Below are 14,087 nucleotides of genomic sequence, written 5' to 3'. Positions count from 1 at the left end.
AGGGGGATAGGAATGGCGGTTTCGAACCTGGAGCAGGCAATGCTTTCGACTATCAAGGAATTGTTCGATTTCGGCCAGGCGGGCCAGGCGCATTCGCACGTCCACGGCGCGCATGGGCACTCGCACGGTGAGGGCGGACACGGCCACACGCACGGCGTCGTCGACCCGAGCATCGCCTCCTCCGAGCGCGGCATCTGGGCCATCAAATGGTCCTTCGTCATTCTGGCGATCACCGCAGCGCTGCAGCTGGTCGTCGTCTTCTATTCGGGCAGCGTTGCGCTCCTTGCGGACACCATCCACAATGTCGGCGACGCCGCGACGGCCATTCCGCTGTGGATCGCCTTTTCGCTCGTCCGTCGGGCGCCGACGAAGACTTTCAACTACGGTCTCGGCCGCGTCGAGGAGTACGCCGGCCTCGTTATCGTTCTCATCATTCTCTTCAGCGCGCTCGTCGCCGGCTACGAAGCGATCGACCGCCTCTTGAATCCGCAGCCGATTACACAGCTCGCCGCGGTCGCAATCGCGGGCGTCGTCGGCTTCGTCGGTAATGAGGCAGTCGCGGTGTTCCGCATCCGGGTGGGCCGCGAGATGAACAGCGCAGCGCTGATTGCCGACGGTTACCATGCGCGCACCGACGGCCTGACAAGTCTTGCGGTCGTGCTCGGCGCGATCGGCGTCTGGCTTGGCTTCCCGCTCGCCGACCCCATTGTCGGCCTCATGATTACGCTGGCGATCTTCGGCATCGTCTGGCAGTCCGCGAGGGCCATCGTCACCCGTAGCCTGGATGGCGTCGAACCGGGGATCACGGACGATATCCGCCATGCAGCCGAACGCATCAGAGGTATCGACGAGATCATCGACGTAAAGGCCCGCTGGCTTGGCCATAAGCTCTTCACCGACGTGGTCATCGCCGTCGATCGGTCGAAGACCGTTTCGGAGGCGAACGCCATCGCGACCGCGCTGCGCCGCGAGTTGCAGGGACATCTGCCCTCGCTTGGAAACGCCACAATCCAGTTCGACGACGGCGGCGCGACCCCGGCTTCGGCTTCCGCGGCGCACGAGCATCAGCCGGCACATGCCGCACCTGACCATCATCACGCGCCCGCTCCGTTCACGGTGAGTTCCCGATTGGCGACCGGACTGCTGGAGATCGTCGACACGCCGGACGGCGAGCGCCTACGCCTTTCGATCTCGAAGCACGTCAAGGGACTCGAGGCCGTGGTGGAGATCGCCCGCGATGGCAGTGTCGAACGGCTGCCGCTTCTTCCTTCGCCGACCGATCATCATGCTTTGGTAAGCGCCGTCGCCCCGGCCGAACCGCACGAGTTCGACGCCATGCTGAAGCTGATGGCGGGCGTCGAGATCGACGACCTTCCCTTCCGGATGGAAGAGCCGGAAGGCCATCATCACTGACTTGTCCCGGGGGCGGTCGCCGGCGTAAGGTCGAGCCGCCTTCCCCTCGGAAGGATCGAGAACATGGACACGATGAGCGAACCGCACACCCACGCCACCCATCCGGAGATCGTCAAGCGCCTGAAGCGGGCCGAAGGCCACCTCCGAAGCGTCATCGCGATGATCGAGGGCGGCAAGCCGTGCCTCGACATCGCGCAACAGCTTTCCGCCGTCGAGAAGGCCATCGTCAACGCCAAGCGCACGCTGATCCAGGACCATCTCGACCATTGCCTCGAAGACACCGTCGGCGCCCTCCCCCGCGATAAGCGGCAGTCGATCGACGAGTTCAAGACGATCACGAAATATCTTTGACTGCATGGCCGACCTGCTGGCCTATCTGGGATTGTTCGCGACCGCCTTCGGGGCTGCGACGATCATGCCGATGCAGTCGGAAGCCGTTCTGGTCGGCCTCCTCCTGTCCGAGAAGTTCCCTGTCTTGTGGTTGCTCGTCGTTGCCAGTCTCGGCAATGTTCTCGGTGCACTGGCGAACTGGCTGCTCGGCCGCGGCATCGAACGCTTTCGGGAGAAACGGTGGTTTCCAGTGGGACCGACGGCCCTCGACCGGGCGCAGCTATGGTATCGTCGCTTCGGCAAATGGTCGCTGCTCGCAAGCTGGCTGCCAATCGTCGGCGACCCGATTACGGTCGTGGCCGGTCTCTTGCGGGAGCCCCTGCCGACCTTCCTGCTATTGGTGACCGTCGCCAAAGTGGGGCGATATCTGGTGCTTGCAGCAGTGACAACGGGGCTGGCCTGATGTTTCAGCAGATCATCGACATCCAGCGGGAAATCTACCTGACCTTTGCCGGCCATATAAAGGACTTCGCCGCGGGCAGTGGCTGGGCATCGTTTCTGGCCTTCCTGCCGATGGGCGTCGTCTTCGGGGCCGTTCATGCGATGACCCCCGGCCACAGCAAATCGGTGCTCGCCACCTATCTGGCGGGCTCGTCCGCAAAAGCGCATCGGGCGCTCTTCGTGTCGCTCGCGCTGTCTTTCACCCATGTCACGATGGCCGTGGTGATCGCGCTGCTCGCCCTTCCCCTGATATCGCCCTCATTCGTCGACGCCGGGTCGTCGCCGGCACTCGAGGTCGTCAGTCGCGGGCTGCTGGGCGTCATCGGTCTCTGGATGGTGCTGACCGCGCTCCTCCGGCATAGCCACTCGCACGCTCAGGGTGAAGGCCTGCTGATGGGATTTGCCGCCAGCCTCGTGCCATGCCCGCTTACCTTGTTCGTGATGACTTTCGCGATGATCCACCAGGTCGTCGTCACCGGCCTGCTGTTCGCCGCCACGATGATGATGGGCGTCGCTCTGACCTTGTCCGCGGTCGCCCTGCTCGCAGTGGTCTTCCGGAACAGGATCTCCTATCTGATGAGAAGGCATCCGCAATTGCTTGCCTCCGTCTCGCGCGCGACGTCCGGTGTGGCTGGCCTCGTGCTCGTCGCCGTCGCCGCGGTCGAGATAGCGAACTGGCTGAACGCGCGATGAGGATCAGAGCGATGCGAAGACTTCAGACTATACTCGTCTCGGCGGCGATTGCATTCGGGCCTCTCGCCGACGCCCTGGCCGACGATGCTCTGTCTTCGTTCGACCGCTTTGCCGACCGCTGCCTGGACCGCGGGCCGCAGTATGATCGCGCGGCCGCTCTCGCGCACCGAAACAAGTGGCCGGCGCTTGCTGCCGACATGGTGTTGAGCATTCTGCCTCTTTCGGAGCCCGTGGCATTCGACGGCTGGATCACCGGGGCGGGCAGCGCCGCGCCCTTCGAGGCCCTGGTCGTTGGAAGGGCTACGGTCGGCGAGAAGGCTGTCGAGAGCTGCACGATGGCCTTCGCCGGTACCGATGCCGAGGGCTTCGAGCGCAGTCTGGTTTCGACGAGAGCGGCAAAACCGTCCGGCGAGCAGAACGGTGAAGGACGTATTCGGAAGTTCTTCACGATCGAGCGCGACGGGTTGAAAGAGGCGGTGACGCTCGATCTTCCCATCTACCCGAACGGTAGCGACGAGGTGCTCGCGAGCGTCGTCGCCGAGCAGCAAACCGAGCACTGAACCTGTCCCGATGACAAAGCACTGAACACCGATATTTCAACCGGACCCTTTCCCTGCCATTGCAAGCCTCTATGTTGACGGTTGGACGAGCTGAACCCCTACGGTGCGCACCTTTTCAGGCGCGCAAGAGATGCTGTAGAACGTTGAATTTCTGCCGTTCACACCGGCGCGGCGGGCGACAGGGAAGCGGTTTTGAATGGGAAGCGTCGGCAACGGCTGGCCGAGAGGCGGCGGCAAAATCGGCGAATTGTTGCGGCATCCGGCCTTTGACGCCGTCGGTCTCGGACCGGTCGAAAGCTGGCCTGCTTCTCTCAAGCATATCGCCGAAATGGTGTTGAATTCGCGCCAGCCGAAATTCGTCGCCTGGGGTCCGGATCTCGCCTTTCTTTACAATGATGCCTATGTGCCTGTTTTCCCCGACCGGCATCCTGCCGCACTCGGAAGACCCTTTCGCGAGGTTTGGGCGGATATCTGGGAACAGTTCTCGCCGATCGTCGCCAGCACGCTCGAAGGCAGGCCGCAGCTCTTCAAAGAGCTGCTCATCCCGATGCGCCGGGACGGCCGCACCGAGGATACCTGGTTCACCTTCTCCTATACGCCGCTGCGCGACGATGACGGCACCATCGCCGGCATCCTCTGCGCGACCCTCGACGTCACCGACCAGGTAGCCGCCAAGCGCGGCGAGAAGCTGGCGTTGGAAGAACTGCGCGCCAAATCGGAGGCGCTTGCAGTCGTCAACCAGGCAGGCGCCGCTATCACCATCGAGCCCGATGTCGAACGTCTCACCCAGATTGTTGTCGATGCCGGCGTGACGCTGACGGGCGCCGAATTCGGCGCCTTCTTCTACAATGTCGATGACGGCGAGGGCGGCAGCTACATGCTTTACGCGCTCTCCGGCGTCGACCGGAAGAACTTCGAGAAATTCCCGATGCCACGCAATACAAAAGTCTTCGAGCCGACCTTCAGCGGCGAAGGCATCATGCGCTCCGACGACATCCAGCTCGACCGGCGCTACGGCCAGAATCCGCCGCATTCCGGCATGCCGACGGGGCATCTGCCGGTCAGGAGCTATCTCGCCGTGCCGGTGAAATCGCGCGACGGCAGCGTCATCGGCGGCTTGTTCTTCGGCCACGGCGAACCCGGCCGCTTCTCTCAAGCGGCCGAGGCGAGCCTCGTCAGCCTCGCCGGCCAATCGGCCGTCGCGATCGACAATATCCGGCTGTTCCGCGCCGCCAAAATCGAAATCGACCAGCGTCGCCACATGGAAGATCAGCTGCGCAAACTCAACGAACTGCTCGAGGTCCGGGTCGCGGCCGAGATCGCCGATCGCCAACAGGCCGAAGCAGCGCTCCAGCAGTCGCAGAAGATGGAATCGATCGGCAAGCTCACCGGCGGCGTTGCCCATGACTTCAACAATCTGCTGCAGGTGATCTCGGGCAATCTGCAGCTTCTCGGCAAGGACGTGGCGGAGAACGGCCGGGCCAGGGAGCGCATCGCGAATGCGCTCGCTGCCGTCGAACGCGGGTCGCGGCTGGCAAGCCAGCTGCTCGCTTTCGGCCGCCGCCAGCCGCTGGAGCCGAAGGTCGTCAATATCGGCCGCCTGGTCACCGGCATGGACGACATGCTGCGTCGCGCGCTCGGCGAGGAAATCGAAGTCGAGACCATCGTTTCCGGCGGTCTCTGGAGCACCTTCGCCGATCCGGCCCAGATCGAAAACGCCCTGCTCAACCTCGCGATAAACTCGCGCGACGCGATGGATGGCGTCGGCAAGCTGACGATCGAGGTCGGCAACGCCTTCCTTGACGATTCCTACAGTCGCAGCCATCCTGAGGTGAAGGCCGGCCAGTATGTCGTGCTCGCCATCACCGATACCGGCTCCGGCATGACGCAAGAGGTGATGGAGCAGGCCTTCGAGCCGTTCTTCTCGACGAAACCGGAAGGCAAAGGCACCGGTCTCGGCCTGTCGATGGTCTACGGCTTCGTCAAACAATCCGGCGGCCATGTGAAGATCTACAGCGAGATCGGCGAAGGCACGACCGTCAAACTCTACCTCGCCCGCTCGTTCCGCAGCGAGGATCGCGCCCTGGCGGCCGACACCATGCCGGCGACCGGCGGAACCGAAACCATTCTTGTCGCCGAGGACGACGAGGGCGTTCGCGCCACGGTCGTCGAGATGCTCTCGGACCTCGGCTATTACGTGCTGAAGGCGAAGGATGCGCACAGCGCCCTCACCGTCATCGAGAGCGGCGCCCATATCGACCTGCTCTTTACCGACGTCGTCATGCCCGGCCCCTTGCGGAGCCCGGAGCTTGCGCGCATGGCGCGACAGCGCCTGCCCGACATCGCCGTGCTCTACACCTCGGGCTATACCGAAAACTCGATCGTCCATGGCGGCAGGCTCGATCCGGGCCTGGAGCTGCTCTCCAAGCCCTATACGCGCGAGGAGCTCGCCCGCAAGATCCGCCAGGTGCTCGCCAACCGGCCGCAACGCCACCAGGTGGAGGCCAATGCGCCGGTGTCCAATGCAAAGCAACCTGATCCAAAGGTTTCCGGCACGGCCGGCAAGCTGAGGCTGCTGCTCGTGGAAGACGACGCATTCATCCGGATGGATACCGCAGCAATCCTGCAGGACCTCGGCTACGACGTCATCGAGGTCGACAGCGGCGAACAGGGCGTTGATATCCTTGGCCACACGCTCCTCGACGTCATCGTCGTCGACGTCGGCCTGCCCGGCATGTCGGGCTCGGCATTCGCCGCCAAGGCGCGGGAGGCCTTTCCGTCCGTCGGCCTGGTCTTCGCCACAGGCGACAGCGACCCGCCGGACGCCGATCGCTTCTTCGGCTCGGTGCTGCTGACGAAACCCTACACCAGCGCCGCACTCGATCGGGCGGTCAAGAGCGCCGCCCAGCTTTCCCAAGCTGAACCGCTCTAACCCGCACCGTCGAATTCGGGATATTTGCGCATCAGGTCGACCTCGCTGGTGCAGCTGTCGTCGCGGGCCGTCAATACGATCGAGATCGTGTCGCCAGGATCGAGGCGGCCGCCGTCATGATGATCGTCATCGTGATGGCTGCCGCCATCGTGATGATTGGCACCATCGTGATAGACGGGAATCCGGGCGCCGCTCTGGCTGACAAGCACGGCATCCCTGTTGAAACCCCTCTGCAGCAGCCAGTCGCGCGGCGCCATCAGGCGGATATCGACCTCGTAGGAATGCCCCTTCCCTTCCTTGACGCTGACGGTGTAGGTGACCGGCGATACCTGGCCGTTCACGTCGATCGCGCCGTTTCCATCGGCTTTGACGATGTGTTTTTCCATGTTCTCGGTTCCTTGCCGCATGCAGGCTTTAAGCAGGCTCACACATCGGAAACCTGAGAAAACCGGCTTTTGTTCCGAAATCTGGGACAATGACCCTAGAGGGAACTTTTACCCTCGGCACCGGTTGGTTTCTCTTACAAACCGCGTTCGAGCGCTTTGCAAACCACAGGAGGCGAAGATGCCGCGAGGAGACAAATCCGACTATACCGACAAGCAGAAACGCAAGGCCGAACACATCGAGGAGAGCTACGAGGAGCGCGGCGTCTCCGAAAAGGAGGCCGAACGGCGCGCCTGGGCGACCGTCAACAAGGAAAGCGGCGGCGGCAACAAATCGGGTTCCGGCCGCGGCAAGAAGGATACGCATGAATCCTCTGAAAAAGGCGGCCGGGCTGGCGGCGCTGCATCCGCGGCACGCTCGAAGGAGGAACGGTCCGCTTCCGCCAAGAAGGCGGCCGCGACACGCAAGCGCAACGAGCACCATAGCCACCACTAAGCATGTGCCGAAGGGTGTGAGCGGTTTCGGGCGCCGTCATGCTCCAACTCTGTAATCGATAAGGGAAACGGCAAGCGTCAGTCTATCGCCAGCCCGTCCGGCAAAGGGGTTTTCGTCATGGCCAAATCGAAGAAGAAATGGTCCCAGAACGTTACCGAGCACAGCAACGCTATGGACCTCAAGGAAGGCGCGTTCAAATCGGACGATCCGAAGAAGATTGCCCGGTCGATCAAGCATTCCGCCGAGGAGAGCGATCGCCGCAAGTCCAGCCCGTTTCGCGCTGCCATGTCGATGCTGACCTTCTACATCAACCGCGCCGGCGAGCAGCTGTCGAAAAAGCGGCGCGACACCCTTGAAAAGGCCAAGGACGAACTGCGAAAAGACTTCGGTCGTCAACCGAGGCATTGAGCATGGCATATGAGCTTTATTATTGGGACGGCATTCAAGGCCGCGGCGAATTCGTGCGGTTGGCACTGGAAGCAGCCGGCGCCGACTATGTCGACGTCACGCGTCAGCCCGGCCGGGGAACAGGCGCCATGCTTGAGATCATGAAGAGCGAAGGCGAGCCGCACATCCCCTTCGCTCCGCCCTTCCTGAAGGACGGCGACCTCCTCATCCCGCATGTCGCCAACATCCTGTTTTACCTCGGGCCGAAGCTCGGCCTTGCGCCGGAGGACGAAAGCCTTCGCTATGTCGCCAACGGCCTGCAGCTCACCATCACCGATTTCGTCGCCGAAGCGCACGATACGCACCACCCGATCGACCTGTCTCTTTATTACGAAGACCAGAAGCAGGAAGCCAAAACCCGTTCGGCCGCCTTCACCCGCGATCGCATTCCAAAATTCCTCGGTTATTTCGAGCGTGTCCTGAAGCGCAATCCAGAAGGCGCCGATCATATGATCGGCAACGCTCTCACCTATGTCGACCTCTCGGTCTTTCAGGTGATCGAGGGTCTCACCTATGCCTTTCCCAAAGCCATGGCGAAGCGCAACGCGGAGTACCCTGCTCTCCTTGCCCTGCAGGATGCGGTGGCGAAGCGGCCGAACATCGCCCGTTATCTCGCCTCCCCTCGCCGCCTCGCCTTCAATGAGGATGGAATTTTCAGGCACTATCCCGAGCTAGACGCCGAAAGCTGAAGAGTTCAGTTCAGTCTCGCGTATGAGGAAATCAAGCAGCCTGTTTTCCTCGGCGCGCAAGCCCCGCAGCGGTTCGTTGCCGCCTTCGATCAAAGCATGGCCATTGCCGGCGAGGCCGATGATGGCCGGATGGATGTAGCTCGAGCGTGAGATCGCCGGTGTATTGTGCAACGCCTCGGCCGCAGCCTCCGACATTTCCTTCACCGTCGGCCGCCCGCCGCCGACGATCCTTTCGCGGGCGACCCCGAAGGCCGCCAGCGATCCGGCCCAGGTGCGGAACGTCTTGGCGGAGATCGGAATCCCCGATATTTCGGCCAGGTAGGCATTCAGCCGGCCAGAATCGACCGGTTTCAGCGCGCCGCTTTCATCCTTCCAGACGAAGAGCTGGCGGCCGGGAAGGTCGGAAATTTCTTCCAGGATTTTCTGTAGCCTCGGATGCTTGAGGCTGCGCTGCACGCGCTTGCCGCCCTTGGCCCGGAACTTGAGCTCGATCCGCCCGTCGACGATTTTCAGATGGCGCTTCAATAGGGTCGTCGCGCCATAAGTGCCGTTCTCCCTGACATAGGCCTGGTTGCCGACCCGCAGATGCGCCTCGTCGAGCAGTGTCGTCAGAGCCGCCAGTACGCCGTTGACATCCTCGGCACCGGTGTCGAGATGCCGCAGCACGGTGCGGCGGATCTTCGGCAATGCCTGACCGAATTCAATCAGCTGGTAGAACTTCCCGGCGCTGCGGAACGATTGCCAGTCCTTGTGATAGCGGTATTGTTTGCGCCCGCGCGCATCGATGCCGGTCGCCTGCAGATGACCGTTCTCGTAGAGACAGATCCAGACGTTCTCGTAGGCGGGCGGCAGGCCGAGCGCACCGATGCGCGCCCGCTGCGATTCATCGGAAAGCGTCTTACCGTCAGGCATCACATAGCTGAAGCCCTTGCCTTTCCTTCGCCTGCGGATGCCCGGTTCGGTATCGCTGACATAGATCAGGCCAAGTTCGGTAATGGTTTCGGCATTCATGCTGATGGCGACCCGCTATTTGTCACGGCGGCCGAACTGAAACCACCGGCGGCGCTGGGCCTTGGTCGCCCCTTCCGGCGGTTGCGTCTGGCCTGTCGGCGCAAAGACGGCCAAGCTCTGGGTGTAGACCATGACAGGATTGGCCTCGTCGTGTACCTCGAAGGCGCCGGTCTCCGCCCCGGTGTCGAGAACCCGTGACCACTGCGTCAGTCCGTTCACCTCAGGCAGATGAACTTCGCAATCACCGCCGGCATTGAAGACGAGGAAGAGGTCGTCCATCTTCTCGGTATCGAGTGCATGCGCGCTCTTCGAGAAGTAGACGCCGAGTACCTGCAGTCCGTCGTCGTTCCAGGCTCCGTCGTCCATGAAACTGCCGTCGGGTTTGTACCAGGCGATCTCGATACGCCCGTCTTCACTGGTCTCCCCCGTCAGGAACCGCTCCTGGCGCAGGACGGGATGAGCCTTGCGGAAGGCAACGGCCTGCCGACAAAAATCGAGGAAGGGGTCGTCCAGCCCGTCCCAGCTCGTCCAGCCGATCTCGTTGTCCTGGCAATAGGCGTTGTTGTTGCCGCCCTGGCTGTTGCCGAGCTCGTCGCCGGCCAAAATCATCGGCACGCCCTGTGACAGCATCAGCGTCGCCATCATGTTGCGCCGTCGGCGTGCGCGTGCCGCGTTTATCTCGAGATCATCGGTCGCACCCTCGACCCCCATATTGTCGGAATGATTGTCGGAATGCCCGTCGCGGTTATCCTCGCCGTTTGCCTCGTTGTGCTTGCCGTCGAAGGACACCGTATCCATCAGCGTGAAGCCATCATGGGCAGACAAAAGATTGATCGAGGAGGTCGCGCCCCGATCGGAATGATTGAATTGCGGCGCCGAACCGGTGATGCGCGCCGCCAGCTCCGACACCATGCCGCCGTCGCCCTTCCAGAAACGGCGCACGTCATCGCGGAACTTGTCGTTCCACTCGCGGAAGGGATGTGGGAAACCGCCGACCTGATAACCGCCCGCGCCAATATCCCAGGGTTCGGCGATCAGCTTGACGCCGGCAAGGATCGGATCCTGACGGATGGCGCCGAAGAACAGGCCCTGACGGTCGAATTCCAGATCCTGTCGGCCGAGCGTGCTGGCAAGATCGAAACGGAAGCCGTCGATATGCATGACGCCGACCCAATAGCGCAGGCTGTCGAGCACCATGCGCATCACCATCGGATTGGCGACATTCAGCGTGTTGCCGGTCCCCGTCGTATCGAAAGTGTGGCGGGGATCGTCGGGAGAGAGGATGTAATAGCTCGCATTGTCGAGCCCACGGAAGGAGAGCGTCGGCCCTTTCTCGCTGCCTTCGGCCGTATGGTTGTAGACCACGTCCATGATGACCTCGATGCCGGCCGCATGGAACCTCTTCACCATGGTCTTGATTTCGGTGATCTTGTCACTTGAGAGATAGCGCGCCTGCGGCGCGAAGAAGCCGAGCGTCTGATAACCCCAATAATTCCTCAGATTCTTTTCGAGGAGATAGCGGTCGTCGAGGAAATACTGGATCGGCAGCAGCTCGATCGCCGAGACGCCAAGTCCGACGAGATGATCGATGATCGGATCGCTGCACATGCCGAGAAAGGTGCCGCGCAGCCGGTCCGGCACTTTCGGATGCGTCATCGTCAGGCCGCGCACATGCGCCTCGTAGATGATCGTATCCGGCCACGGCCGCCGGATCGCCTCTTCGCCTGCCCAGTCGAAGTCGGGATCCTGGACGACGCCCTTGACCATGAAGGGCGCGCTGTCGCGGTCGTCGAAGGAAAGATCGTCCTCGCCGATCCGATAGCCGAAGAGTGCATCGTGCCATTGCAGTTCGCCCGTCACCTGCTTGGCATAGGGGTCGAGCAGCAGCTTGTTCGGATTAAAGCGATGGCCGGCACCCGGATCATAGGGGCCATGGGCGCGATAGCCATAGACGGTGCCCGGTCCGATACCGGCTATATAGCCCGACCAGATGTCGCCCTCGCGTTTGGGCAAGGGCAGCCGGGCGATCTCATCTTTTCCGTCAGGGGAAAACAGGCAGAGCTCGATCTGTTGCGCATGCGCCGAGAAGACGGCGAAATGAGTACCGGAACCCGTATACTCCGCCCCCAGCTCCGGCTTGAGGAAGTCGAGTTCCGAAAAGGAAAAGCTCATGGCGCCCCGCTTGATGAAAAGACCAAGCGGGAAACGTGAAGGTGGTTCGAAAGTTCCGTAGCCCTAGGCAAAAGCGGACGCTGTCGTTTGCCGATCGAAGCGTTTACGGCATCAGTTGGCCGCCGTTGACCTCGATGACCTGGCCGGTGATGTAGCCCGAAAGTGTTGGCGAAGCGAGGAAGAGATAGGCCCCGACGCAATCCTCCGATGTGCCGACGAAGCCCATCGGAATCGATTTGCGTTGCAACTCCATCTGCTCGTCATTGGTATAGCGCTCGTGGAAGGGCGTGGCGATCACGCCCGGCGCCACCGCGTTGACGCGGATCCTGTCGGCGACGAACTCCTTGGCATGGCCGCGGGTGATGGTCGAGACGAAGCCCTTGGAGGCGGCGTAGAGGACCGCGCCATTGCCGCCGCCGTTGCGGGCGGCGATCGAGGTGGTGTTGATGATGAAGCCGCCCTGCTTTTTCAGCCAGGGATGGGCCGCGCGCGTCGCCGCCAGCACCGAGCGGGCGTTGAGGTCCATCACCGCGGCATAATGGGCGTCGGTATATTCGGAGGTTGGCTTGCGCCCCAGCATGCCGCCGGCATTGTTGATCAGCCCGTCGAGATGGCCGAAGGTCTTCGCCGTCTCCTCGACGACACGCTCGGTCTCGCCTTCCCTCGACACGTCGCCCTGGATCAGATGCACCGTACCGCCGGCGGCTCGGATTTCCTCGGCGAGCTTCTCGGCCGGTTCACGGCTGGCGTTGTAATGCACCCCGACCTTGCAGCCTTGAGCCGCAAAGGCGCGGGCGAGCGCCGCGCCGATCCCGGTCGAGGCGCCGGTGATCAGCACGGCCTTGCCGGCGAGATCCGGCAGATTGATGGATGCGAGCAATTGAGCAAGTTCTGTCATGGCCAAGAAGCCTCCCGAAAACCAAGGACATAGGTGATGAAACAGATGGGGGAAGTCTATCAGCCGAAATCGGGGAAGGGCAATGCACGAAAGCCGGAGATTTGCGTCCTGGAAGATGTCATGGCTGGCCGGTTCGGGCCAAAGACCCCTCCCCACAAGGGAAGGGACCAAAGTGCCGCAACCGCGTACCATTTCACCGTTTCATCTGCAGAAAAGTTTCGCTGTTTGGCCCCATACAGCGAGAGCTTAGCCCCTCCCCCTTATCGGGAGGGATTGGGGAGGGTTCTTTCTTGAGACTGGTCTTGCAGACTTCCTTGATTGGAGACTCCTCATGACGACACACCGAAAACCGCCTCCTGCTCCCGCCGGACAAGCGGCGGAAATGCCAGCGCGATTGCCGCAGCCCCGAGCCCAACCATCGCAGAACCGATGAACAGCCAGGAATAATTAGCGAACGTATCGAAGATCCAGCCGCCGATCAGAGGGCCGAAGGCCATGCCGAGGCTGGAGAGCATGGTCGCAGCGCCCAGCACGGTGCCGATGATGCGCTGGCCGAAATATTCCCGCGCCAGCACCGCATAGAGCGGCATTACGCCGCCATAGGCACTGCCGAAGACGATGGCGAGCGCATAGAACTCCGTCAGCTCGCTGACCAGGAGATAGGTCGCGAGCGCGGCCGCCTGCACGAGGAGGCCGGCGACCAGGACCGGCTTCACGCCGAGCCTGTCGGCGAGGCTGCCATAGAGCAGCCGGCCGCCGAGGCCCGCCAGGCCTTCGACACTGTAGATGCTGACGGCCGCCATCGGCGCGACGCCGCAGATCGTCGCATAGTTGACCATGTGGAAGATCGGCCCGGAATGGGCCGCACAGCAGGCAAAGAAGGTGAGGCCGAGCACGATGAATTGCGGCGACCGGAAGACTTTCGACAGCTGCGGCCGAGCGCCCGCCGCGGCAAACTCCGTGCCGGCATCGACGCTCTCGGCAGGCGGGCGCCTGACCAGCAGCGCGGCCGGCACCAGCAGCACCCAGGTGGCGACGCCGATGATCAACATGGCGGGGCGCCATTCATAGGCCGAGATCAGCCAGCGGGCGAAGGGCGAGATGGTCATCGGCGCCACCCCCATGCCGGCCGATACGAGTGATACGGCAAGACCGCGGTTGACGTCGAACCAGGCGGTGGTCGCGGCGATCATCGGCGCGAAAAAGGCGCTGGCGGCCAGTCCGACCAGGATGCCATAGGTCAGCTGGAATTCGATGAGCGTTGCGGTGCGGCTGGCGAGCACCAGCGCCAGGCCGAGCAACACCGAGCCGACCAGCACGACGAGGCGCGGCCCGAAACGGTCGCTTGCCGCCCCCCAGAGGAAACCGCCGAGACCCATGACGAGGAAATTCAGCGTCATGGCGCCGGCAATCCCGACATGCGACCAGCCGGTCGCGGTGGCGATCGGCTCCTGGAAAATCGCCAGCGAGAACATTGCGCCGATGGCGACGCACGACATCAGGGCGCCGACTGCGACGATGACCCAACGATAGGAAACACTCATGGCTTCATACCTCCATGC

General features: G+C 62.6%; 14 protein-coding genes. 9 read left to right on the top strand and 5 right to left on the bottom strand.

What is annotated here, in order from left to right; genetic code table 11:
- Positions 1-39 precede the first annotated feature (39 nt).
- From HJB91_RS01430 to HJB91_RS01405, 6 genes are all read left to right on the top strand, one after another.
- Entirely contained in the window at positions 40-1,413 is a 1,374-nt protein-coding gene (locus HJB91_RS01430) for a cation diffusion facilitator family transporter (RefSeq protein WP_210632657.1), read from the top strand.
- A gap of 63 nt (positions 1,414-1,476) precedes the next feature.
- On the top strand, positions 1,477-1,764 hold the full coding sequence (locus HJB91_RS01425) for a metal-sensing transcriptional repressor (RefSeq protein ID WP_405047652.1): 288 nt from the start codon (positions 1,477-1,479) through the stop codon (positions 1,762-1,764).
- A gap of 4 nt (positions 1,765-1,768) precedes the next feature.
- Entirely contained in the window at positions 1,769-2,206 is a 438-nt protein-coding gene (locus tag HJB91_RS01420) for a YqaA family protein (RefSeq protein WP_221153347.1), read from the top strand.
- Positions 2,206-2,937: an ABC transporter permease gene (locus tag HJB91_RS01415; protein ID WP_221153346.1), complete on the top strand. Its 732-nt coding sequence runs from the start codon at positions 2,206-2,208 to the stop codon at positions 2,935-2,937. The genes HJB91_RS01420 and HJB91_RS01415 overlap by 1 nt, the downstream gene beginning before the upstream one ends.
- Before the next feature lie 11 nt (positions 2,938-2,948).
- Positions 2,949-3,497, top strand: coding sequence for a hypothetical protein (locus tag HJB91_RS01410; RefSeq protein WP_221144993.1), 549 nt, complete (start codon positions 2,949-2,951; stop codon positions 3,495-3,497).
- A 196-nt stretch (positions 3,498-3,693) separates the two neighbouring features.
- Entirely contained in the window at positions 3,694-6,429 is a 2,736-nt protein-coding gene (locus HJB91_RS01405) for a response regulator (RefSeq protein WP_221153345.1), read from the top strand.
- On the opposite strand, the gene HJB91_RS01400 is transcribed toward HJB91_RS01405, so the two are convergent.
- Positions 6,426-6,815 (bottom strand): hypothetical protein, encoded by a 390-nt coding sequence (locus HJB91_RS01400; RefSeq protein ID WP_221144989.1) that lies wholly within the window; start codon positions 6,813-6,815, stop codon positions 6,426-6,428. The genes HJB91_RS01405 and HJB91_RS01400 overlap by 4 nt on opposite strands.
- A gap of 178 nt (positions 6,816-6,993) precedes the next feature.
- Here HJB91_RS01400 and HJB91_RS01395 point away from each other — a divergent pair, with 178 nt between their 5' ends.
- From HJB91_RS01395 to HJB91_RS01385, 3 genes are all read left to right on the top strand, one after another.
- Positions 6,994-7,308, top strand: coding sequence for a plasmid stabilization protein (locus HJB91_RS01395; protein WP_210632246.1), 315 nt, complete (start codon positions 6,994-6,996; stop codon positions 7,306-7,308).
- 117 nt (positions 7,309-7,425) lie between these two features.
- Positions 7,426-7,716, top strand: coding sequence for a DUF3175 domain-containing protein (locus HJB91_RS01390; protein WP_221144987.1), 291 nt, complete (start codon positions 7,426-7,428; stop codon positions 7,714-7,716).
- Positions 7,717-7,718: 2 nt separating this feature from the next.
- A complete protein-coding gene (locus HJB91_RS01385; protein WP_221153344.1) occupies positions 7,719-8,444 on the top strand; it encodes a glutathione S-transferase in 726 nt (241 codons plus the stop codon).
- Here HJB91_RS01385 and HJB91_RS01380 read toward each other — a convergent pair.
- The 4 genes from HJB91_RS01380 to HJB91_RS01365 form a co-directional block, all read right to left on the bottom strand.
- Positions 8,427-9,455, bottom strand: a complete 1,029-nt coding sequence (locus HJB91_RS01380; RefSeq protein ID WP_221153343.1) for a DNA topoisomerase IB — start codon at positions 9,453-9,455, stop codon at positions 8,427-8,429. The two genes, HJB91_RS01385 and HJB91_RS01380, sit on opposite strands and share 18 nt — an antisense overlap.
- A 15-nt stretch (positions 9,456-9,470) precedes the next feature.
- Positions 9,471-11,627, bottom strand: coding sequence for a glycogen debranching protein GlgX (glgX, locus tag HJB91_RS01375; RefSeq protein ID WP_221144983.1), 2,157 nt, complete (start codon positions 11,625-11,627; stop codon positions 9,471-9,473).
- 103 nt (positions 11,628-11,730) lie between these two features.
- Entirely contained in the window at positions 11,731-12,525 is a 795-nt protein-coding gene (locus HJB91_RS01370; RefSeq protein WP_210632241.1) for an SDR family NAD(P)-dependent oxidoreductase, read from the bottom strand.
- A gap of 329 nt (positions 12,526-12,854) precedes the next feature.
- On the bottom strand, positions 12,855-14,069 hold the full coding sequence (locus tag HJB91_RS01365; protein WP_221153342.1) for an MFS transporter: 1,215 nt from the start codon (positions 14,067-14,069) through the stop codon (positions 12,855-12,857).
- Positions 14,070-14,087: the final 18 nt, after the last annotated feature.

The sequence above is a fragment of the Rhizobium sp. NLR10b genome, from assembly GCF_019685435.1.
Lineage (GTDB): Bacteria > Pseudomonadota > Alphaproteobacteria > Rhizobiales > Rhizobiaceae > Rhizobium.
The sequence above is the reverse complement of the archived record's forward strand: the minus strand, read 5'-3'. Positions and strand labels throughout refer to the sequence as shown.